Origin of the sequence: Duganella sp. BJB1802 (assembly GCF_013369445.1) — a bacterium.
GTDB lineage: Bacteria > Pseudomonadota > Gammaproteobacteria > Burkholderiales > Burkholderiaceae_D > Rugamonas > Rugamonas vulcania_A.
Window position 1 is genome coordinate 204,150 of record NZ_JABWEF010000004.1, and the last position, 21,379, is coordinate 225,528.

General features: G+C 64.0%; 18 protein-coding genes. 12 read left to right on the top strand and 6 right to left on the bottom strand.

The genetic code is table 11. The annotated features are described in order from the left end of the window. Window positions 1-86: 86 nt before the first annotated feature. The 5 genes from prfA (at window position 87) to HUX88_RS08655 (ending at window position 5,396) form a co-directional block, all read left to right on the top strand. On the top strand, window positions 87-1,163 hold the full coding sequence (gene prfA, locus HUX88_RS08635; RefSeq protein ID WP_176361500.1) for a peptide chain release factor 1: 1,077 nt from the start codon (window positions 87-89) through the stop codon (window positions 1,161-1,163). Window positions 1,164-1,250: 87 nt separating this feature from the next. Continuing rightward, entirely contained in the window at window positions 1,251-1,718 is a 468-nt protein-coding gene (locus tag HUX88_RS08640) for a disulfide bond formation protein B (RefSeq protein WP_117012466.1), read from the top strand. Next, on the top strand, window positions 1,718-2,557 hold the full coding sequence (prmC, locus tag HUX88_RS08645; protein WP_176361501.1) for a peptide chain release factor N(5)-glutamine methyltransferase: 840 nt from the start codon (window positions 1,718-1,720) through the stop codon (window positions 2,555-2,557). The genes HUX88_RS08640 and prmC overlap by 1 nt, the downstream gene beginning before the upstream one ends. Window positions 2,558-2,740: 183 nt before the next feature. Beyond that, complete coding sequence (gshA, locus tag HUX88_RS08650; RefSeq protein WP_176361502.1) at window positions 2,741-4,339, top strand: glutamate--cysteine ligase; 1,599 nt, start codon at window positions 2,741-2,743, stop codon at window positions 4,337-4,339. Window positions 4,340-4,352: 13 nt separating this feature from the next. Beyond that, a complete protein-coding gene (locus HUX88_RS08655) occupies window positions 4,353-5,396 on the top strand; it encodes a histone deacetylase family protein (protein WP_176361503.1) in 1,044 nt (347 codons plus the stop codon). Here the strand turns inward: HUX88_RS08655 and HUX88_RS08660 are convergent. Next, window positions 5,393-7,783, bottom strand: coding sequence for a sulfite reductase flavoprotein subunit alpha (locus HUX88_RS08660; protein ID WP_176361504.1), 2,391 nt, complete (start codon window positions 7,781-7,783; stop codon window positions 5,393-5,395). The genes HUX88_RS08655 and HUX88_RS08660 overlap by 4 nt on opposite strands. Before the next feature lie 119 nt (window positions 7,784-7,902). Between HUX88_RS08660 and HUX88_RS08665 the strand changes: the two genes are divergently transcribed. Further along, a complete protein-coding gene (locus tag HUX88_RS08665; protein ID WP_176361505.1) occupies window positions 7,903-8,643 on the top strand; it encodes a diguanylate cyclase domain-containing protein in 741 nt (246 codons plus the stop codon). On the opposite strand, the gene tolB is transcribed toward HUX88_RS08665, so the two are convergent. Beyond that, window positions 8,640-9,917, bottom strand: coding sequence for a Tol-Pal system beta propeller repeat protein TolB (tolB, locus tag HUX88_RS08670; RefSeq protein WP_176361506.1), 1,278 nt, complete (start codon window positions 9,915-9,917; stop codon window positions 8,640-8,642). The two genes, HUX88_RS08665 and tolB, sit on opposite strands and share 4 nt — an antisense overlap. A gap of 115 nt (window positions 9,918-10,032) precedes the next feature. Between tolB and HUX88_RS08675 the strand changes: the two genes are divergently transcribed. The 3 genes from HUX88_RS08675 to HUX88_RS08685 are packed head-to-tail and all read left to right on the top strand — an operon-like array spanning window position 10,033 to window position 12,793. Further along, window positions 10,033-10,725, top strand: a complete 693-nt coding sequence (locus HUX88_RS08675) for a methyltransferase (RefSeq protein ID WP_176361507.1) — start codon at window positions 10,033-10,035, stop codon at window positions 10,723-10,725. Next, a complete protein-coding gene (locus HUX88_RS08680) occupies window positions 10,722-11,969 on the top strand; it encodes a hypothetical protein (protein ID WP_117012459.1) in 1,248 nt (415 codons plus the stop codon). The genes HUX88_RS08675 and HUX88_RS08680 overlap by 4 nt, the downstream gene beginning before the upstream one ends. Next, complete coding sequence (locus HUX88_RS08685; RefSeq protein WP_229213086.1) at window positions 11,960-12,793, top strand: arginase family protein; 834 nt, start codon at window positions 11,960-11,962, stop codon at window positions 12,791-12,793. Before HUX88_RS08680 ends, HUX88_RS08685 begins: the two co-directional genes overlap by 10 nt. 34 nt (window positions 12,794-12,827) lie before the next feature. Here HUX88_RS08685 and HUX88_RS08690 read toward each other — a convergent pair whose 3' ends face one another. Next, window positions 12,828-14,372, bottom strand: a complete 1,545-nt coding sequence (locus HUX88_RS08690) for a carboxylesterase/lipase family protein (RefSeq protein WP_217916260.1) — start codon at window positions 14,370-14,372, stop codon at window positions 12,828-12,830. Between the two features lie 432 nt (window positions 14,373-14,804). Between HUX88_RS08690 and HUX88_RS08695 the strand changes: the two genes are divergently transcribed. Together HUX88_RS08695 and HUX88_RS08700 are read left to right on the top strand one after the other, a co-directional pair. Further along, window positions 14,805-15,773, top strand: coding sequence for an FHA domain-containing protein (locus HUX88_RS08695; protein ID WP_176361508.1), 969 nt, complete (start codon window positions 14,805-14,807; stop codon window positions 15,771-15,773). 169 nt (window positions 15,774-15,942) lie between these two features. Continuing rightward, entirely contained in the window at window positions 15,943-16,833 is an 891-nt protein-coding gene (locus HUX88_RS08700) for a serine/threonine-protein kinase (RefSeq protein WP_176361509.1), read from the top strand. On the opposite strand, the gene HUX88_RS08705 is transcribed toward HUX88_RS08700, so the two are convergent. From HUX88_RS08705 to HUX88_RS08715, 3 genes are all read right to left on the bottom strand, one after another. Continuing rightward, entirely contained in the window at window positions 16,776-17,972 is a 1,197-nt protein-coding gene (locus HUX88_RS08705) for a Tat pathway signal protein (RefSeq protein WP_176361510.1), read from the bottom strand. The genes HUX88_RS08700 and HUX88_RS08705 overlap by 58 nt on opposite strands. Before the next feature lie 378 nt (window positions 17,973-18,350). Next, entirely contained in the window at window positions 18,351-18,554 is a 204-nt protein-coding gene (locus HUX88_RS08710; RefSeq protein ID WP_117012454.1) for a hypothetical protein, read from the bottom strand. A 122-nt stretch (window positions 18,555-18,676) separates the two neighbouring features. Continuing rightward, window positions 18,677-20,614 carry a PatA/PatG family cyanobactin maturation protease gene (locus tag HUX88_RS08715; protein ID WP_176361511.1) on the bottom strand — a complete coding sequence of 646 codons (1,938 nt, stop codon included), beginning with the start codon at window positions 20,612-20,614 and terminating at the stop codon, window positions 18,677-18,679. A gap of 276 nt (window positions 20,615-20,890) precedes the next feature. On the opposite strand from HUX88_RS08715, the gene HUX88_RS08720 reads away from it, so the two are divergent. Continuing rightward, entirely contained in the window at window positions 20,891-21,316 is a 426-nt protein-coding gene (locus HUX88_RS08720) for an organic hydroperoxide resistance protein (protein ID WP_176361512.1), read from the top strand. The last annotated feature ends 63 nt before the right edge of the window (window positions 21,317-21,379 follow it).

The window sequence follows — 21,379 nt, forward strand, 5'->3', positions numbered from 1 at the left end:
TTGCCCGCGCGCGCCACGCCGCCGCGCACCCTCCGCCGCCCAGCCGCGGCATCTGCCTCAACCCCCGATACGAATACGAATACGCTATGAAACCATCCATGCTGGCCAAGCTCGACCAACTGGCGAACCGCCTGGTCGAACTCGATGAATTGCTGATGTCCGAAGGCGCGACCAACAACATGGACGCCTACCGCAAGATGACCCGCGAGCACGCCGAACTCGGCCCGCTGGTGGCGCTGTACAAGTCCTACCAGGAAGCCATCGGCGACCTGGACGCGGCGCAGGAGATGCTGGGCGATCCCGAGATGAAGGACTTCGCGCAGGACGAGATCGAAGCGGCCAAGGCCCGCCTGGCGGAGCTGGAACTGGAGCTGCAGAAGATGCTGCTGCCCAAGGACGCCAACGACGAGCGCAACATCTTCCTGGAGATCCGCGCCGGCACCGGCGGCGACGAATCGGCGCTGTTCGCGGGCGACCTGCTGCGCATGTACACCCGCTTCGCCGAGCGCAACCGCTGGCAGGTGGAGGTGGTGTCGGAATCGCCGTCGGACCTGGGCGGCTACCGCGAGGTGATCGTGCGCCTGATCGGCAACGGCGTATATGCCAAGCTGAAGTTCGAATCCGGCGGCCACCGCGTGCAGCGCGTGCCGGCCACCGAAACCCAGGGCCGCATCCACACCTCCGCCTGCACGGTGGCGGTGATGCCGGAGGCGGACGAGGTGGAGGACGTCAACATCAACCCGGCCGACCTGCGCATCGACACCTACCGCGCGTCCGGCGCCGGCGGGCAGCACATCAACAAGACCGATTCGGCCGTGCGTATCACCCACCTGCCGACCGGCATCGTGGTCGAGTGCCAGGACGACCGCTCGCAGCACAAGAACAAGGCGCAGGCTATGAAGGTGCTGGCCGCGCGCATCAAGGACGTGCAGCTGCGCGAGCAGCAGTCGAAGGAGGCGGCCACGCGCAAGAGTTTGATCGGCTCGGGCGACCGCAGCGAGCGCATCCGCACCTACAACTTCCCGCAGGGACGCATGACGGACCACCGCATCAACCTGACCTTGTACAAGCTGGACTTCATCATGGACGGCGACCTGACCGAGCTGACCAACGCGCTGGCCGCCGAACACCAGGCCGAGCTGCTGGCGGCGCTGGGCGACTAAGCCGGAGTTAACACCGGCCTAAGGCTGAAGCGACAACTTTGTGCGAGAATTGCCCGCTACTCCCAACGCCCTCGAATCGGACCACCCATGATACATACGCGCTCCCTGCTGCTGTCCATCGCCATCGCCTGCTTCGGCGTGATCGGCGTCGCCCTGTATTTGCAGATCGGCCTGGACATGCTGCCGTGCCCGCTGTGCGTGATCCAGCGCTACCTGTTCATCGCCGTCGGCATCTGCTGCCTGTTCGGCGCCTACGGCAAGCCCAAGCTCGGCGCCGGCCTCGGCCTGCTGGCCGCGCTGGGCGGCCTGTACACCGCCGGCAAGCACCTGTACATCCTGGCCCATCCCGGCCTGTCGTGCGGCATCGACCCGATGGAGACCTTCCTCAACAAGATCCCCACCGCGACCTACCTGCCCATCCTGTTCCACGCCGACGGCCTGTGCGAGGACGCGCTGGCGCCGTGGTTCGGCCTGTCGATTCCGCAGTGGTCCTTCCTGAGCTTCGGCCTGTGCACGCTGGGCCTGGCCTGGCTGCTGATCCGCCGCGCGCGTTGATGATCACCGACCTCAGCGCCATCGCCGCCGGCGTCACCCTCGGCGCGCTGCAAACGCAGTCGCTGCTGGACCCGCTGGACAACCGCGTGCTGCTGTGCCACGCGCTGGGCCTGTCGCGCGTGAGTTTGATCACCCAGTCCGAGCGCGAGCTCGACGCCGAACAGGCCGCGCGCTTCGCCGCGCTGGTGCAGCGCCGCTTGGCCGGCGAACCGGTGGCCTACATCGTCGGCCAGCGCGAATTCTTCGGCCTACCGTTCGAGGTCAACGGCGCCGTGCTGATCCCCCGTCCCGACACCGAACTGCTGGTCGAGCTGACCCTGGACCGCCTGCCGCCGCAAGGCCGCGTGCTCGACATGGGCACCGGCAGCGGCGCCATCGCCGTGGCGCTGGCGCACACCCGGCGCGACGCCGCCGTCACCGCGCTCGACGTCAGCCCGGACGCGCTGGCCGTGGCGCGCCGCAACGCCGCCGCCAACGGCGCCCAGGTCAACTTCCTGCAGAGCGACTGGTACACGGCGCTGCAAGGCCAGCCGCCGTTCGACGTGATCGCCTCCAACCCGCCCTACATCGCCAGCGGCGACCGCCACCTGTCCGAGGGCGACCTGCGCTACGAGCCGCCCGGCGCGCTGACCGACCACGCCGACGGCCTGTCGGCGCTGCGCATCATCGTCGCCGGCGCCGCCGAGCACCTCAAGCCGCAGGGCTGGCTGCTGATGGAGCACGGCTACGACCAGGCCGCCGCCGTGCGCCAGTTGTTAACCGATCAAGGCTACAGCGAGGTGCAGAGCTGGACCGACCTGGCCGGCATCGAGCGCGTCACGGGTGCGCGAGCGCGCTGACACCTTTTCCTCTTCTGCGGTATTCTGGCTTTCGGGCCCCTTCCGGCGGTATTTGATAAACTAGCAAGCGATCTTCGGCTCCGGGCAACTTTGGGCCGGCGCCGACGCGATTGTCCGTTTTCGGTTAATCTCGCACCTCACGCTTTGATGCAACAGTTGCTGCACTACGAAAGGAAGATCCAATTGTCCAATCTATTGACTCGCCGCCTGGCCTTGCTGGCCCAGCCAGAGCACCGTCCGGTGCTGGGTGGCTTGCGTGGCATCGAACGCGAAACACTGCGGGTGGACGCGCGCGGCCATCTGGCGTCGACGCCGCATCCGGTGGCCATGGGCTCGGCCCTGACGCATCCGCAAATCACCACCGACTACGCCGAGACGCTGCTGGAGTTCATCACCCCGGCCGAGGCCGACATCGGCACCACGCTCGACAAGCTCGACGGCATCCACCGCTATGCGTACAGCAAGCTGGGCGACGAGCTGTTGTGGAGCCAGTCCATGCCCTGCCAGCTGCCGGGCGAGGACGAGATCGAGATCGCCTGGTACGGTACCTCCAACATGGGCACGCTCAAGCATGTGTACCGTCGCGGCCTGGCGCTGCGCTACGGCAAGGCCATGCAGTGCATCGCCGGCATCCACTACAACTACTCGCTGGACGAACGCCTGTGGCGCGTGCTGGCCCAGCATGAGGGCAACGAAAAGCGCCTGTCGCCCAAGTCCTTCCAGTCCGAAGCCTACCTGGCGACGATCCGCAACTTCCGCCGCTACAGCTGGCTGTTGATGTATCTGTTCGGCGCCTCGCCGGTGCTGTCGAGCGGCTTCCTGCGCGGCCGTCCGCACAAGCTGGAGACGCTGTCCGACGACACGCTCTACCTGCCCTACGCCACCAGCCTGCGCATGAGCGACCTGGGTTACCAGAACGACGCGCAGTCGGGACTGAGCCCGCACGAGAACTGCCTGGACAGCTACGTCGCCACCCTGACCAAGGCTGTCAACCAGCCCTACGAGCCGTACGCGGCGCTGGGCACCAAGCGCGATGGCGAATGGATCCAGCTGAGCACCAATGTGCTGCAGATCGAGAACGAGTACTACTCCACCATCCGTCCCAAGCGCGTGATCCAGACCGGCGAGCGGCCGATCCAGGCGCTGTGCGCGCGCGGCGTGCAGTACATCGAAGTGCGCTGCATGGACGTCGACCCGTTCGAGCCGGTCGGCATCAGCGTGCAGACCGGCCGCTTCCTCGACGCCTTCCTGATGTTCTGCGCGCTGGAGGAAAGCCCGGTCATCCCGCCGGAGGAAAGCCTGCGCCACACAGAGAACTTCGCCCGCACCGTGAAGGAAGGCCGCCGTCCGGGCCTGACGCTCACCAGCGATGAAGGGGAGATCAGCCTGCAAGCGTGGGGCCTGCAACTGCTGGAGCGCATCCAGCCGGTGGCGGCGCTGCTGGACGCGCAGCGCGGCGACACCGTGCACGCCGACGCCATCGCGCAGCAGTCGGCCAAGCTGCGCGACGCCGAGCTGACGCCGTCGGCCAAGGTACTGGCGGCCCTGCGCGCCAACGGCAAATCGTTCGCCACCTTCGGGCTGGCGCAGAGCAAGCAGCACGCGGCCTACTTCCGCAGCCATCCGCCGAGCGCCGAGGAAGCCGCGTACTTCGACGGCCTGGCCGCCGTCTCGCTGGCCGAGCAGGCGGAGATGGAAGCGGCGCCGCAATCGAGCTTCGACGATTACGTGGCCGCCTACCGCGCCAGCAACCTGTGCCACTCCAGCATGGACTGCGACTGAACCAGGAGCCGGCTTGCTCACCTTCTACAACGAACTGCACGCGCAACATCGCGGCCGCTACGAGATCTTCCGCGGCGAGATGGTGCCGTGCTTCGAAAAGCCCGAGCGTGTGGATTCGGTGCTGGCGGAGCTGGGACGGCGCGGCCTGGGCAAGATCGTCACGCCGCACGGCGTGCCGTTGATGTCACTGGAGCGCATCCACACGCCGCGCTACCTGCACTTTTTGCGCGGCGCCTGGAACGAATGGCTGGCGCTCGATCCGGCCAACGCCGGCAAGGACGCCTTTCCTTCCGTCTGGCCGGTCCGCACGCTGCGTGACGACATCGAGCCGGACGATTTCTGCGCCAAGCTGGGGCTGTACTCGATGGACAACGGCACGCCGCTGACCGCCGGCACCTGGACCGCCGCCAAGACCGGCGCCGATTGCGCGGTCAACGCCGCGCACGCGCTGCGGCTGGGCGAGCGTGGCGCCTTCGTTTTGAGCCGCCCGCCGGGGCACCATGCGGGCGCTGATTTTTTCGGCGGCTACTGCTTCCTCAACAACGCCGCGCTGGCGGCGCAGCACATGCTGGACGACGGCGCGCGCAAGGTCGCCATCCTCGACATCGACTACCACCACGGCAACGGCACGCAGAGCATCTTCTACCACCGCGACGACGTGCTGTTCATCTCCATCCACGCCGATCCGCGCAGCGAGTATCCGTTCTACCTGGGCCACGCCGACGAGCGCGGCGAGGGTGCTGGGCTGGGGTTCAACATGAATTTGCCGCTGGCGGCGGGCAGCACGGCGCAGGCGTGGTTCGCGGCGCTGGAGACGGCCTGCATCCGCCTGGGCAGCTTCGCGCCGGACGCGCTGGTGGTGTCGCTGGGGGTGGATACGTTCGCGGGCGATCCGCTGTCACGCTTCCTGCTGCAAAGCGCCGACTACCTCAAGATCGGCGAACGCCTGGCCTACCTGAACCTGCCGACCGCCTTCATCTTCGAAGGCGGCTACGCGGTCAAGGAGCTGGGCACCAACGTCGTCAACGTCCTCGAAGGCTACGAGACCGCGCTCTAATACACGTCGCGGCGGTAGCGGCCGGATGCGCGCAGCTCGTCGAGGGCGGCGGCGCCGAGGATGTCTTCCAGCGCCGCATCCACGCCTCCCGCCATGCCTTCCAGACTGCCGCAGACGTAGATCACGGCGCCGTCGGCGATCCAGCCGCGCAGCTGGTCGGCCTTGGCACGCAGGCGGTCCTGCACGTATTGGCCATCGGCGTCGCGCGAGTAGACCAGGTCCAGCTCCGGCAGATAGCCGCGCTGCTGCAGGTCCCGGATTTCGCCGGCGCAGATGCCGTCGAATTCACGCTGCCGCTCTCCGAACACCAGCCAGTTGCGCCCCTGACCACCAGCGGCCCGCGCGCGCAGGTGCGAACGCAAGCCGGCCATGCCCGAGCCGTTGCCGATGTAGATGGCCGGCCGCGCGCCGTCATGCATGTCGAACGCCGGGTTGGCCACCAGCCGCACGCGCACCTCGTCGCCGGGCTTTGCTTGCGCCGTCAGCCAGCCCGAGGCCAGTCCCATGCCCTGCCCATTCCTCACCTGGCGGACCAGCAGCTGCAAGCAGCCATCCGCCGGCAGCGATGCGACCGAGTAGCGGCGCGCGGCCTGCCCCGGCGCGTAATGGCCGGGCCACACATCGAGCAAGGCGCCGGGACGCCAATCGGCGCCGCCGTCCCTGGTCAGCGTGATTTCATGGAGCTCGCCGCCGATGCTGCCGGGATTGAGCAGTTCGCGCCGCGCCAGGCGCCAGCTGGTGTAGTCGCTGTCCGGCGCGGCGGTGGACAGCGCATCCTGCGGCGCCTCGCCGCCGATGCCGGCCAGCTCGCGCAAGGCGTGCGACCAGCGGGCCAGCGCGCCGGCATCGCCGTTGTCGACTTCAATGATCGGGTGCAGCGGCCGCGCGCCCAGCACGCGCAGGCGCGTATCCAGCGTCCGGCCGAAGCCGCAGAACTGCAGGTAATTGCGGTCGCCCAGCGCCAGCACGGCGTACTGCAAATGCGCCAGCTCCTCGGCGGCGGCATGCAGCAGGCGGCTGAAGCGGCGCGCGGGATCGGGCGGCTCGCCTTCGCCGAAACTGCTGGCGACGAACAGCACGCGGCGATAATTCCCCAGCAGCGGAGGTGTGAGCTTTTCCAGCGATTGCACATGCACCGCCACGCCGGCCTTTTGCAGCAAGGCCGCGCTTTGCAGCGCCAGCCGCTCGGCCGATCCGGTCTGGCTGGCGTAGGCCATCAACACAGGATCGGCGCTATCGATACTGCCCGTTCCCGCCAGCTTGGCGCGTTCGGCCAGCGCGCTGCGCTTCTGGCGCCGGCGCTTCAGGTACAGCATCCAGCCGGTGACCGCGAAGCCCGGCAGCGACAGGCTGGCGAAGAACATGAACAGGCGGCCAGGCAATCCGAAGTAGGTCCCGATGTGCAGCGGGTAGAACGTGGTCAACGCGCGCGCGGCCACGCCTATCTGCGCATACGGCTCGTGCTTGACGATGGCGCCGGTCTGCTGGTTGATCGACATGCGGCTGCGCGCACGGATGTGCGTCGCGTCGCCATCCAGCCAAAGCACCTGCAACGGCTGCGTCGCACGCTCGGGCGGACGCAGGACCACCGTCTTCCATCCCGGCGCCTGCTGCTGGAAGGTGGACCAGGCCAGCGTCAAGTCGGCGGCTTCCGCGCGCTTGGCTTCCTTGGGCATCTTGGGTTTGGGCGCAGCCGCCACGCGCGGCGGACGGCTCACGCCGGCCCAGCCATCGACCGTATCGCGCACCACATCGAAGCTCCAATACACGCCGCTGACGGTGAAGACCAGGTAGGCCGCCAGCGCCCAGGTGCCCGCCACCGAGTGCAGCCCCCACAGGAAGGAGCGGCCGGTGAGGCGCGTGTCAAAGGTCAGCCAGGTGCGCCAGTCGAGCGCACGGCGCGGCCAGCGCAGATACAGGCCGCTCAACGCAAGCCCCATCAGGCACAAGGCCAGCCCGCCGACCACCGGACGGCCATCGTCGCGCGGCAGCAGCAGGAAGCGGTGCAGCGACTCCACCCATTCGAACACGTCGTCATAACGCAGGGACGGCAGCATGGCGCCGCTGTACGGATCGACGAAGACGGTCTCGCCGTGCTTCCCGCCCGGCGCCGGCGCCAGCGTGACGCGCGCGGAGGCGCCCGCCTCGGCATACACGGTGATGCTGCTGATGCGCGCCTCGGGATGCGCGCGCTGGACGGCTTCGGCCACCTGCGGCGGCGCCACCATCGGCGCCTGCCGCGCCGCCACGCTGGTCACGCCGGGATTGAGCAAGTCCAGCACCTCATCGCGGAACGCGAGGATGGCGCCGGTCAGGCCGATCACGACCAATACGGTGCCGGCGGTGATGCCGACCAACCAGTGCAACTGGAACCAGAGTTTTTTCACAAATCGACCTTCAAGCGTCAAGCGCGTCCATATCAGCAGTCATTCTACCAGTTAATAAGAATCATTATCAATTGCTGGAGTGGCTTGACGCCCAAAAATGTCGCAACCATACTTGTCGAATGAATAAACCTCTGCCCTGGGCCGACGACACGCCGCGATTGAGCCTGTGGTGCGCCGTGCTGTTCTGCTGCTTCAGCGCCCTGCTGGCGGCGGTGTACCTGCGGCCGCAGTTGGCCGGCCTGCTGTGCGTGCTGCCGGTGGCCTCCTACCTGATGCTGGGTGTTCAGATGGGCATGGTGTACAGCGTGGGCTGGTCGGTGCTGGGCCTGGCCGTGGCGTGGCTCAGGCCGGGCAATCCCGCCGAAACGCTGCTCGGCGTCAGCGCCGCCGTGCTGGCGGCAGGCGCGCTGGCCCACCTGTTCGCACTGCGCCGCGCGGCGCTGATGGCGGCGCTGCGCCGCACCGCCTCGCCCGATCCGCTGACCGGCCTGCACAACCACCTGTACCTGGAATCGATCTTCGGCCAGCTCACGCGCAGCCAGCGCGGCAAGCCGCCAACGGTGTCGCTGATGCTGATCGCGCTGGCGCCGGGCGCCGGCGATGCGCAACTGGTGCAGGCCGCGCGGCAGATCGAGGAAGTGTGCCGCCCCAGCGACTGGGCCTTCCGCTTCGGCGACGACCGCCTCTGCGTGCTGGTGCCGTGGGTGACGCAGGTGCAGGGCCAGCAGATCGCCGACCGCCTGCTGGCCGGCATCAACGCACAACAGCCAAACGCCAGGCTTGGCCTGGCCCGCTGGCCGGACGACGCGCCGGCGCTGGCCGCACTGCACACAATCGCCGAGCGCAACCTGCACGGTTAGCGCAGGAACGGCCCCCACACCGGCTGCCGCACATCGCCATCCTGCGCGGTGAGCCGCTGCTTCACGCGGCCATCCACCGACACCACCATCAACGACTTGCGGCCGGCCGACTCGGTGGCGTAGATGATGTACTTGCCGTTCGGCGCGAAGCTGGGCGACAGGTCGTCGGTGCTGTCGGACAGCCGCGTTTCCTTCCCGGTGGCCAGGTCCATCACGTACAGCTGGTAGTTGCCCTCGCGGCGCGAGATGTAGGCCAGCGTGGTGCCATCGGGCGAGATGCGCGGGCTGATGTTGTAGCTGCCGCCGAAGGTGATCCGCTTGGCGTCAGTGCCGTCCGCGTTCATGCGGTAGATCTGCGGACCGCCACTGCGGTCGCTGACGAAGTAGATGCTCTGGCCGTCGGCCGAGAACTGCGCCTCGGTGTCGATGGCGGCGCCGGTGCCGTCGGAGATGCGGCGCAAGCCGCCGCCGTTGGCGTTGACGGTGTAGATCTGCGTATGCCCATCCATCGACAGCGACACGGCCAGCTTGCCGCCATCCGGCGCCCACGCGGGCGACGAGTTGCTGCCCTTCTCGTTGGCGACCACGGTGCGCGCCTGCGTGGCCAGGTTCTGCACGTACACCACCGGCTTTTTCTGCTCGAACGACACGTAGGCGACCTTGCTGCCATCCGGCGACCAGGCCGGCGACATGATGGGGTCATTCGACACGCGGGCCGTCTGTTCGCCCTCGCCGTCGATATCGGCCACGGCCAGCTTGTAGCGGCTGCCCTCCTGCTTGATGTAGGCCACGCGGGTGGCGAACGCGCCGGGCACGCCGGTGAGCTTGAAGAACACATCGTCGGCGATCTTGTGCGCCGCCAGGCGGGCCGCCTGCGCCGGCACCGACTGGTCCTGGCGCGACAGCTGGCTGGCCTTGACGGTGTCGAACAATTTGTAGCGCACGTCGTAACGGCCATCCGCCAGCGCGGACACGGTGCCCACCACCAGCGCATCGGCGCCCTTGGCCTTCCAGCCGGCGTAGTCGATGTTGTTGACGTCATTGACGGTGCCGGCGTCGATCACATTGAACAATCCACTGCGGCCCAAGTCGGCCTTGATGATGGCGGAGATCTGCTGCGGCGCCAGCATCTCATCGGCAAAGCCGGCGACGGCGACCGGGATCTGGTTGCTGCCAACGCCGCTGATTTCAATTCGCATCTGCGCCTGCGCACCATGCGTGATGACGGCAAGCGACAGGCCGGTATAAATCAGATAGTGACTCAGTCTTTTCATAGAACTCAATTTGATTATCCAACCATAAATTATCGGAGTAGTATCCACTCTTGCATCCCTGAAGGCGGCCTCATGCTGCCCCGATTGTTGTTCCTTCATCCGAAAGGTGACAGAAATGGACAATTCCCTAGGCAAGAATGCACACATCGACCGTTGGCAGAAGAACCGCCAAAAGGCTTTCAAGATAGTACCCGAGGATGGCAAGACCTTACGCTATCTGGGCAAGGATTTCCACGTTTTTCCCAACACCTTCTGGCCCTACACGGACAGCCAGCCGCTGGTGCGCGCCTTGCGCGTAAAGGCGGGCGACAGTGTACTTGATGTCGGCACCGGCTCCGGCGTGATCGCGATATTCGCCTGCTACGCCGGCGCCGCCCGCGTGCTGGCGGTCGACATCAACCCCGCCGCGCTGAAGAGCGCCCGCCACAACGCCGAGGCGCACGGCTTCGGCGACATCATGGAGGTGCGCTCATCGAGCCTGTTCGATGGCGTCGGCGACGAGCGGTTCGACGTCATCACCGCCAACCTCCCCTTCCGCAACAAGGAGGCGCACGACGTGGTCGCCCGTTCGCAATGGGACACCGACTTCCATACCAACACCCGCTTCTTCGAGCAGGTCGGCAAATACCTGAAGCCGGACGGTCGCATCTACTTCGCGCATTCCAATTTCGGCGCGGTGAAGGAAGTGCGCAAGCTGGCCAAGGAGAACGGCTACAGCATGCGCCTGATGGCCAGCGTGCGCGCCGACGAAACCAAGGAATTCTACGCCTTCCTCATCAAGCGATCGCCCCAAGCAAAGCCGGTATGAACGACGTGTACAAGACCATCGCCGGCCTGCGCGAGGTCGCGCATGCGCCGTGGCGCCTTGAGGTAAGGCGCGTCGCGGTCATCCTCAGCAACTCGCGCTCGGGATCAAGCCTGATCAAGCATGTGCTGGCGGAGCATCCCGACGTCGCCTCGCTCGACGGCGAAATGGAGCCCTACCTGCCGCTCACCCACAATGGCTTCGGCATGAACTCCGACAGCGACGCCATCGACGCCCTGGCCCAGCCGGACGCACTGGCCGACAATCTGTTCGCCGACCTCACCGTCCCCAGTCCGGGCCTGCAGCCGCTGGATCAATTGAAGAACCGCTGGCGACGGCGCCTGCTGCTGCAGTTCCCGCTGTGCTTCATCGAGGCGGCGCAACAGCGCAAACTCGACGCGGCGCTGGACGAAGCCATGCGCGGCAAGCAGCATACCGACGCCACGCTCCACCGGTCGATATTGACCGCCGTGTTTCGCGACGAGCCATGGCGCATGAATTTCTACGACATGCAGTCGTCATCGTCGCTGCGCGATTTCGGCCTGGGCGCCAGCGGCTACTACGACGAGCCGTTGAAGATCGAAGAACCGCCCTTCGTGCTGCCGCGCAGCTTCCGCCGCGCGTTCACCATCGACGATGCCGCCCACAAGGTCCTGCTGTTCAAATCGCCGAGCGACGCCTACCGCATCGGCATCCACGAGCAGCTGTTCCCGCGCGCCGACATCCAATACATCCACCTCAGCCGCGGCTATGCGCAATCGGTCAACGGCTTGATGGATGGCTGGCTGTCGCCGAAAGGCTTCTTCGCGCAGGACCTGGCGCGGACCGGCACCACGCTGCGGATACACGGCTACTCGGACGCCACGCCGTTCGGCCAGCGCTGGTGGAAGTTCGACCTGCCGCCCAACTGGCGCCAGTTCACCCGATCCACCCTGGGCGACGTCTGCCTGAACCAGTGGCTGGCGTCGCACGAGGCGATCCTCACCAGCCGCGTGCCGATGCTGCGCCTGGGGTTCGAACAGTTCATGGAACGTCCGGCGACGCAGCTGGAACGCATCGGCGCATGGCTAGGCCTTTCCGACCTCTCGCTGCCCGCGCGGTTGCCGGTGACGATGGCCACCGACATCCCCAGCGCGCAGCGCTGGCGCAAGCGCGAACAGGCCTTGCTGGACATGGGCCGGCGCCCGCCGGTGCGGGCCATGATGGAGCGGCTGGGCTACACGATGGATCCGGAATCATGGACTTGAATAATCACTTGCTGGTGCCGTTCCTGATCGGCCAACGCCGCGACGGCCTGCGGCGCGTCGCTGAACTCGACCGCCACGACTGGGACGTCGTCGACGTGCCGGATTTTACCGACGCATCCCTGGCCGATCCGAACGAGAAGCTGCGCAGGATGGGCCGGATCTACGCCGGCTTGGCGCAGCGTGTCGAACAGGTCGTCGATGCGGGCAAGGTCCCGGTCAGCATCGCCGGCGACTGCATGTCCACGCTGGGCGTGCTTGGCGGCCTGCAACGGAGCGGCCGCGCGCCGGAGCGGATCTTGTGGCTCGACGCGCATGGCGACTTCCATACCTGGGCGACCACGCAGACAAAATACCTCGGCGGCATGCCGCTGGCCATCCTGGTGGGGCGAGGCGACCGCCGCAGGCAAAGCCGCGACGCCATCGGCGCGATGCTGGCGACCATCGGCGTCACACCCTACCCGGAACAGCAGGTGATCCTCTCCGACGCGCGCGACCTCGATCCGGGCGAGCTGGAGGCGGTGAGAAGCTCCGGCGTCGTGGTCTGCCCGATCGGCCGGATCGGTGAGCACCTGAGTCCCGACGAGCGCCTCTACCTGCACTTCGACAGCGACGTGATGGACGCCGAATCGGAAATCCCGGCGCTGAAATACCACGTCAAATCGGGGCCCAAGTATGCGGACATCGCCGCGCTGTTCCGCTCACTGCGGGGGTACAACATCGTCGCGGTCTCGGTATCGGCCTGGCATGAAGAGAAGGACCACGACAACGCGGCTGCGCGCGCCTGCCTGGCGCTGCTGCACGAGTTGGAGATAACAGGCGGTTGAGGTAATTTTTAGTTGGCGTCCGCCGTGGGGCCCCCTAGTCCGAGACCTGTGGAAACAGGGTGAAATCGGGCAGCGGATGCGCTTTCAGTTCCGCCTCGCTACCGATGCGCAGCGTGGTCGCCGGCGTTCCGTTGAACACGGGCCAAGCCGGCAGGCCTTTTCCGCTCGGGGCGCCGGTGCTGGCGAACTGGATCACTGTGTCGGCCAGGCGCGAGGCCAACTGCCGGTCCGCTGGTGCCCAAGCGCGTCCGTCGACGTCCAGATTATCGAACAGGTATTGAATTTCCACGCCATGACCAGCGCCGCAACCCCAGTTGCACGGCGTCGGCGGCGCGGCGGGGCGATGGGCGAAGTAGTAGACATACGGTTTGGCGTGGCCGTATTTCGCCTGCAGCGCAGCCCAGTGTTCCATGCGCCAGCCCCACCAGTCGTTGGTCAGTTGGTGAATGGACGCGACAGCCTGTGCGTCGCCGCCGCCGGGGTAGGCCGCCAGCATGCGCTCGGACGGCGCGTGCCCCAGCAGCGTGGTCACCAGTTCATGATGTCTGGCGCCGTTGATTTCCTGGGTGCCCAGGATTTCTCCGGCCAGGTCCTTGCCTTCTTCGGCGGTCCAGCCCACCAGCAGCGGCACATCGTTCTGACGGTGGTTGCGGTAAATGGTGGTCAGGTCGGCGTGCAGCAGGTAGCCGTCCACATAGGTGCGCGGCAGCCATGCCGGCTTCTGCAGTTCCTTCACACTCAGCTTGCGCAGATCAGCCAGATGTTCAGCGCCGACGGACTTGGCGAGCGCCAGGCCCTTCGCTTCGGCCACGGACTTCTGGTCGAAGCGGTGACTGTCGTCAGGCCGGATCGGCATGGCGTCGTTGCCGCTTTCGGCCACGGCGCGCTGGAACAGGCCTTTCGCCAACGGTGTGGCGACCAGCAGCCCGACCGATTCGCCGCCCGATGAATTGCCCATGATCGTGACCCGCCCAGGGTCGCCGCCAAAGGCCGCGATGTTGTTCTTCACCCAGCGCAATGCCGCGATCTGGTCCAGGATGCCCTGATTGCCGGAGGTGTGCGAGGGCGATTCGGCGCTCAGTTCCGGGTGCGCGAAGAAGCCGAATATACCGAGTCGATAATTGAGCGTGACGACAACGGCCCCGCGCCTGGCCAGATTGGCGCCGTCCTGGACGGGCACCCCGGCGGTGCCGCCATACATGCCGCCTCCGTGTATCCACACGATCACGGGCAGCTTGTGCGCCTTTTCAGGCGTCCACAGGTTCAGGTACAGGCAATCCTCGCTTTTCGGATTCGTGATCCAGTCCGCGGTCTGGGCACATGCCGGCGAAAAGCTGGTTGCCAACTTCACGCCCGTCCATGGCACCACCGGTTGCGGCGCGCGCCAGCGGAAATCGCCGATCGGCGGCGCGGCGAACGGGATGCCCAAATAGGTCCTGTAAGCGTCGGCCTGCATGCCGACGACGGCGCCACCGGTGACGTTGACCGGACTGGTTAGCGGGACGGCATGGGTCGGCGGGGCCGCCAAGGCCAGCAGGCCGAAGGCGGCCAGGCCCAGTGCGCGTACAGACATAGTCATGGATTTTCCTTGCGGTGCGAGAGGGTTGTTGTGGTCTTGACTGGGCCAGACGTTGACGGCGTTGGCCCCGCGCTTGGCGACGAGCACTCAATCATACTGGAGGGCATAGTTGATAAAATTTCAAATTCCCACAACCGGGATTATGAAATTTGCCAAGTTACTTAGCAATTCACACTCCAGGCGCACCACGCGCTCGACCTCGTGGTTCCGGATGCAAAGTGCATTTTCTTCAAGTGACAATTCGATAGATTGTTGGCTATGGCCCACGTGTAAAGTGAAAAAAAATACCAACTTTCAAAAGTCGGAACCGACGTTGATTGTTCCGGGCAGCCTCCATTGCCAATGAATTGGCTTGATATCCAGATGCCATTCAAACCGAATTGCGAATTTACTTATAGGTGACCCATTTAACATCTAGCGAAGGACAATGACGTGGCTATCTTGCAAGAAAGTGGGGCGAAGCAGCTTCTTTTTTTACGCGCATTGCATCTTTTCGGACGAAGCTTGTGGCGGGCCGATACCGTGCTTGATCAGGCAGATGTGTCACTTATTCATGCTTCGATAAGGTGGAACGGCAAGAGCTGGCTATTATTCGACCACAGCCGTAACGGTACTTTTGTTGACCAGAAGGTAGTCGTACCGAACGGCAGTGTTGAAATTAGCGAAGGAAAGACCATACATTTTGGAAGTGACAGGCGACGCAGTTGGACTGTCATCAATCTGGATCCGCCACGTCCGCTGCTGCTACCGCTAGATTCTTTACACCAGCCAATCAGCTTACGGGAACTGCATTTTTTGCCCAGCGTGGATGAGCCGGAAGTCATGATATTTTTGGACGACGGCGGGCAGTGGCTGTGGGAAGACGATACTGGCATCTATGAGCTAAGGGACGGCGACGTGTTGACCTTGGGGCGGCATTCCTGGCGGTACATCAACGGCATGTCTGCTGAAGAGACCGTCGAGCTCGATGTCGGCTTGGCACGCGAACCGGCGAAGGTTTTGTTTTGTTTTGATGTCAGCCAGAACGAGGAGCACGTTGAGCTGCGCATTCAGACCGGTCGGGGCGAGGCGGTGCTCGGCGAGCGCAGCCATCATTACAGCATACTGACGCTGGCGCGCCAGCGCCTGTTCGATGCACAACGAGGCTTTGATGTGCGTAGCCAAGGGTGGCTGGCAACTGAGCACCTTGCCGAAATGCTGAGGCTCGAGCCCAAGCATTTGAATATGCAGCTGCACCGCGCGCGTCATCAAATCAGTACCGCGCTTCCTGCTGAACGCTGTTGGGAGCGATTCATTGAGAGGCGGCGCGGTGAATTACGCTTTGGTGACTTCAGCTTCCAGATTATGAGGGGTTCCCGGTTGGAGGCCAGGTTCGATCCGCTTCAAACAGTTCCGGGATAATTCCGCGATAGTTTGCCGCGCCGCTTATTTTGTTAGTAGTTAGTATGCATAGCCGAGCCCAATAATATTGGCCGTTATCCTGCGTTGATCGCTGTTATTTGACGTGGTTGAGTGCCAATTGCGGTCTGAGTAAAGTCTGTCTTTATGACCGGACTTCGCTAAGGCCGCATTGTCATCTCATTCTCCTCTATTAACTGGCTCCATCGTTGTCAGCATCGCTCGACGTCACTACCGTGTACTTGAGCTATTGGGCGAAGGAGGATTCGGCCAGGTATTCAGAGCGCGGTGTCAGGAGGACGGTGAACTGGTGGCTATCAAGTTTCCCAAAACAGACCAGGATTCCCGTCAATTTGACGATGAAATTACACTTTACCGGCAATTGGCACACCCACACCTGGCGGCTTTATTGGATTGGGGGCCGCACTTCGCCGTATTCGAATTGCTCCATGGTCGCACGCTGCGTGAGCATCTGATCAAGGAAGGGGCGATTGCCGCGATCACCGCGCGTGCGCCGATGTTGCATGTTCTGGAGGCGCTGACTTATCTGCATGAACACGGCGTCGTACACTGTGACGTCAAGCCGCATAACATCATGATTGTGGACGAGGGGGCCAAGCTATTTGACCTCGGTAGTGCGCTGATGATGGCCCCGGGCACGGCAGCCCGCAGGCTGTTTTCTCCCGCTTATAGCGCACCGGAACAATTGCTCGGCACACCGCCGAGCACTAAATTCGATTTATATGCCTGGGGGCTGGTGTGGCTCGAATGTCTCGCTGGGCAGCCGGTGTTCGCCGGCCCAAACGTGGAACGATTGTACCGGCAACAGATCGCCGGTGGTGAGGTGCCGCTGCCGGCCCCGTTGATCGGGCACCCGTTGGGCGAGTTGTTGCGGACAGTATTGCATAAGGACCCCCGTCAGCGCGCTGGTGATGCCCAACAGCTCTATCGGCAGCTGCTGGACATCAACTTGCGGGATATTCCGCGCGGCGTCGGCGTTGGCACTTACAGATACGACCAGTCCACCCAGCCTCTGCCATCCCGTTCCGACGTGACGGGATAGTTGGATTGGGCCGGCGGCACTCCCGCGACGTCCTCCAGGTAATAATAGTTCGCTGGATTGACGCCGGAAATTGACGAAATACGTCGCACCAAGGGTCGCCACGGCAGCGTGCTTGTTCGGTTAGCTCCGCCACCCATTTTGTCGAACGTAGCATGATTCTTGTGTATCGCTTCGCTCAACTCGGCTGACTTGGTCTGCACTGCGCACGGGGTTTCAAACAAGGTGCCCCAGTCCGACAGATGTTCCCGCGCCAGTTTGTAGATCAGTTCCGGTACCGGGGCCACGGTGGGATCGGCTTTGCTGGCATCGTACATGCCGTCTGATGTCCTGTTGCCTGTTACTGTACCGTGCCGTCCCCGGCAAGCATAAAGCTGATAGCCCTTGGGTTGCATGCGGCCTGGTTGGAGTCGCAGCGGGTCGGCGCCTTGGTTGTGGTCGGCTAACGTTTTCCACGTCTTCCCTAGTGTGGGCGGCTGTTGGTCTTCCTGGCACTGGCGCGCGTTTGGCCGAGGGACCAGCGCCATAAAGCCGGCATCAAGGCGTCCCCCCACATGGTCCCAGGCATAGATACCGGTGAAATTGACGACGTTCGGGGGCAACTGGGTCAGGATGCCATACCATTCCCCTGAACCGGGAACGGGGTCGATCGCAAAGATGTTGACGGCAACGTCTCGGCGACCGTAGGCGTACAGGAACCAGGCGGCCATGACACACTCAGCCGCGCCCCGGCTGTGTCCAATCAGATTGTATTGCGCGGCGCCGCTGGCGGCCGCGAGATTGGCGCCGTGCAGGGCGAGGGCGACGGCGGCCCATCCATTGATCTGGCTTGGGTAGGAGAACTGGTTACCGCCTGAGTACGGCTGGGCGTACTTGAGCAGATCTGGTGGCACATTGAGCGGGCCGTCAAGCCTGAGCGGCTCGCTATCGTTCCGAGGGGAGGACCAATCGTTTTCACCAACGCCTCGGACGCTGGCGCTGGCACGACCGGGCTCGAGCGTACCCGTGATTTCCTTGTGGATGCGAACCGGGATGTAGCCGGTGTCCGGGGTGTAGATGTCGCGGTCGCTTTCCTTGCGCGACTTTTCTCCCTCATCGCGGGTGCAGGCAGTGCCGCTGAAGCAAACGGTATAGACAGACATGCTGGCGTCCTTTCTGGCGATGGCTTAGTCGAAGCCGGCCTGGCAATCCCATTGAGCGACCGGCGACAGGATGTGACAGATGGATGGGTGTGCGTGCTGCAGTCCCGCAATCACGTTGAAGAATCCTCCCGCGAAGTCTGGATGGCTTGGTATCGGTCCGTGGTACATACTGCGCTGGATGGGCTGAGCCTGGTCCGGCATGGAGCGGCGCACAGGTGTGTGGTGGTGGCGTGTCTTCATGATGTCCTCGCGTGGGTTGATTGGGGGGCGCGTGACGCATCGAAATTCCACCGGCGCCTGGCCAAGGCCGCCGGCCGGTGGAACCCCGTCCCCCTGGTCAAACCGAACGGGGACGTGCGTCAGCGCGCAAACATGCGCTTACAGCAGGGCGCCCGCGACTTTGGCAGCATATGGGGCGACGGTGGAGGCCACGCTCTTCAGCGTATCCCACCAGCCCGATGCCTCGATGCCGCTGGCGTCGGAGATGGCGCCGCCGCCGGCCATGGTGCGATGCACAGGGCTGGCCTGCATAGGCATGCCGATGTGCTGTTTGCTCGAAAACTCGTAGTTCGCTTTTTTCATGATGATTCTCCAAAGTGAGGTTGAAATATGGCTGGATTTCTCCACGAGGGCCTCTTGAGGCGGACCAGCCGCCACCTCCGCTACTCCCCCGTGTCTTCCTGTCCGGCGCAATACGCCGGATATCAGAAGCTGGTTGCCGCCCAGGCTTTCGGATCGCCTATCGTCACGGGCATCACGTCGCTCACGTCTATCGTGTAGCGCACGATGCGCCATGCGCGCTGATCGTTCTCGGGATCGAAGAAGGCCAGTTTGACGTCCCAGCAATCGGAATCGAGACGGCAGAAGGGGCTCTTCTCCACGGCGATCTTGGCCAGTTGACGCGAATGCCCGTTGTCGTCCGGCGTCAGGTTTTCCGCGAACACGGTGATTGCCTGGAAGGCATTGGTGGCGGCAAAATTCATGGCCCGTTCCGAAGACGCGGTGCCGAGATTGCGGAAGTCGTAGTAAATGCGGTTGAGGAACTCGCGCAGGCCGGTCTTCAGCTTGTCGTCCTTGTCGGTGAGGTTGGCTGCCTTCATCGCAGTGTCGATCAGCTTGTTCACGTTCCAGTAGTAGAGTCCACGCGGAACCACCGAGATCACTGGCACCACCTGGCCGGAATACAGCCGCACCGTTTTGCCGGTGAGGTAGCCGGGAATGGAAACGCGCTCGACATAGCCGTCGGAATCCGGCTTCGCCACCTGCCCTTCCAGGGCGCCCACCAGCAGGCCGTACGTGTCGCGTGCGAAGGGCTCGCTTGGTTCGATTGCATAGATGGGGGTCAGGTCGATGTTGAGCGTCCAGATCAACATGCTGGATTCGAACTCGCGGTTTTCCAGATAGGCCAGCAACTGCTCAGGGTTGTAGGGGCTCTGGCCGGCAGGCATCAGCTGAGTGAAGCCGTCGCGGCGGGCTTCGGTACCGAAGTCGTAGCCGATTTTCCCGAGGGCGTAGACCAACGACGACGATGACGGCTTGCATCCGCACGGGCCGGACGGAACGATGCCGGTGGCGCCGGACGGAATGATGCCCGTGGCGCCGGCGGCCACGCTAACGACGCCTGCGGAATCTACGGGCGCCTCGGCCGGCAAGGCGGCCACCGTGTCCAGGGACCCTTGTGGCTCCAGGCTGGACGGTGTGAGCGATACTGTGGATGGGACGCTGGTGTCGGCGTCCGTTGGTTGGTGAGTCATAGCACTTCCTCCATTGAATAGGTGAGCATAGGCCTGTTGAATATTCAGACGCCCGGCCAGGAATCGGCGACAGTCCGACCCCCAGCGGGGATCGCATGGTGAGGCACTCGCGAGAAGTGCCTCACGCACCTGGTTGGGAGAGGCGGGCATGCCTCTCTTCCGTTGTATAGAGAGCAGCAGGGCGGCAACTGCGGACACGAGTGGGGTGGCGAAACTGGTACCTGTCAGGCGGGCGCTTGCGCCATTGGCCTGGGCACCGAGTATTTCCTGTCCAGGCGCGAGTATTCCTTGCGTGAGGTATTCATTTCCCCAGTTACTGAAATCCATAGGCTGGCCGTTGCTGTCCATGGCGCCTACGGCCAGCACATGCGGCAAGCTGGCGGGAATGTGCCGGCATTCGCAGCCGTTGTTCCCGGCCGCCGCGACAACGAGTATGTTTTTGTCATGGCACTCCTGCAGGATGTCGCGCAGCGATGTGTCGGCTTCATTGTTGGCGCTGACGAGCTGGCCGCCGCTGATATTGATCACCTGGGCCTCGTGGTCGATGGCGATGCGTAGCGCGTTGACCAGGTCTCTTTGCGAGACGCGATTGCTGGGGCCGGCGGAAAAAATCGGAATCGAAATGCCCTTGCAGCCAGGAGCCCAGCCTTGAATGCCTCCGTCTCCATCACCTTCGCCGAAGATTTTGCTGAAGATGTGCGTCGCATGGTTTGTCGTCGCACCGCCAACCGCACCGGCGGCTCCAGTGGTGATGGATTTGATGTCAGCCGATCGCAGCGAGGGATGAGACAAGTCAGGCACCCCATCAAGTACCGCAATGCGAATATCTGGAGACCCCTTCGAGTCCTTCCAAAGCTCGGCCAGTCCGTTGATTACATGCGTATTCATCACAGGGTTCCATCCATAGAGTGCGTTTGATGGATGAATTGTAGGCAGGACAACATGTAAAAACGACCACACCTGATAACCGGTGGGCACCGCAGATAACGGGCGGGATGAGCGGCGACAGTAAGGCCAAAAATATGTTTAAAAATCGCTTGCTATTCAATCGCACACAATCTATAGTGTGCTCATGGGCGCTGCAAACAGCGTCGGATAGTAGAAGTAAGTAGCTAGCGATTAGATAGTTAATTAAACATCCTCACTCACTGAAAAGGAATCATCATGTCGATCGAACAAGTTCTGTACCGCGCAAACGCAAAAGCAACCGGTGGCCGCGAAGGCCGTGCGGTTTCCTCCGACAACGTGCTGGACGTGAAGCTGACCACCCCGAAAGAACTGGGCGGCGCCGGTGCCGTCGGCACCAACCCTGAGCAGCTGTTCGCCGCCGGCTACTCGGCCTGCTTCATCGGCGCGATGAAATTCGTCGGTGGCCGCGACAAGATCGCCGTGCCTGCGGACGTTTCGGTCGAAGGCATCGTCGGCATCGGCGCCATCCCTACCGGTTTCGGCATCGAAGTGGAACTGAAAATCTCGCTGCCAGGCCTGGACCGCGAAACCGCTGAAAAGCTGGTCGCCGCCGCCCACGTCGTGTGCCCATACTCGAACGCCACCCGCGGCAACATCGACGTGACCCTGACCATCGTTTAATCGATCCAGTCAGCGAACGACAGGCCGGCCCCTCCTCCGAGGCGCCGGCCTTTTTTCACATAC

Excerpts from the sequence above, each read along its gene's own strand:
- HUX88_RS08675 (WP_176361507.1), top strand. The coding sequence starts at position 10,033 with ATGGACAATTCCCTAGGCAAGAATGCACACATCGACCGTTGGCAGAAG.
- HUX88_RS08720 (WP_176361512.1), top strand. The coding sequence starts at position 20,891 with ATGTCGATCGAACAAGTTCTGTACCGCGCAAACGCAAAAGCAACCGGT.
- HUX88_RS08665 (WP_176361505.1), top strand. The coding sequence starts at position 7,903 with ATGAATAAACCTCTGCCCTGGGCCGACGACACGCCGCGATTGAGCCTG.
- prmC (WP_176361501.1), top strand. The coding sequence starts at position 1,718 with ATGATCACCGACCTCAGCGCCATCGCCGCCGGCGTCACCCTCGGCGCG.
- HUX88_RS08680 (WP_117012459.1), top strand. The coding sequence starts at position 10,722 with ATGAACGACGTGTACAAGACCATCGCCGGCCTGCGCGAGGTCGCGCAT.
- tolB (WP_176361506.1), bottom strand. The coding sequence starts at position 9,917 with ATGAAAAGACTGAGTCACTATCTGATTTATACCGGCCTGTCGCTTGCC.
- HUX88_RS08685 (WP_229213086.1), top strand. The coding sequence starts at position 11,960 with ATGGACTTGAATAATCACTTGCTGGTGCCGTTCCTGATCGGCCAACGC.
- prfA (WP_176361500.1), top strand. The coding sequence starts at position 87 with ATGAAACCATCCATGCTGGCCAAGCTCGACCAACTGGCGAACCGCCTG.
- HUX88_RS08690 (WP_217916260.1), bottom strand. The coding sequence starts at position 14,372 with ATGACTATGTCTGTACGCGCACTGGGCCTGGCCGCCTTCGGCCTGCTG.
- HUX88_RS08710 (WP_117012454.1), bottom strand. The coding sequence starts at position 18,554 with ATGAAAAAAGCGAACTACGAGTTTTCGAGCAAACAGCACATCGGCATG.
- HUX88_RS08705 (WP_176361510.1), bottom strand. The coding sequence starts at position 17,972 with ATGTCTGTCTATACCGTTTGCTTCAGCGGCACTGCCTGCACCCGCGAT.
- HUX88_RS08640 (WP_117012466.1), top strand. The coding sequence starts at position 1,251 with ATGATACATACGCGCTCCCTGCTGCTGTCCATCGCCATCGCCTGCTTC.
- HUX88_RS08715 (WP_176361511.1), bottom strand. The coding sequence starts at position 20,614 with ATGAATACGCATGTAATCAACGGACTGGCCGAGCTTTGGAAGGACTCG.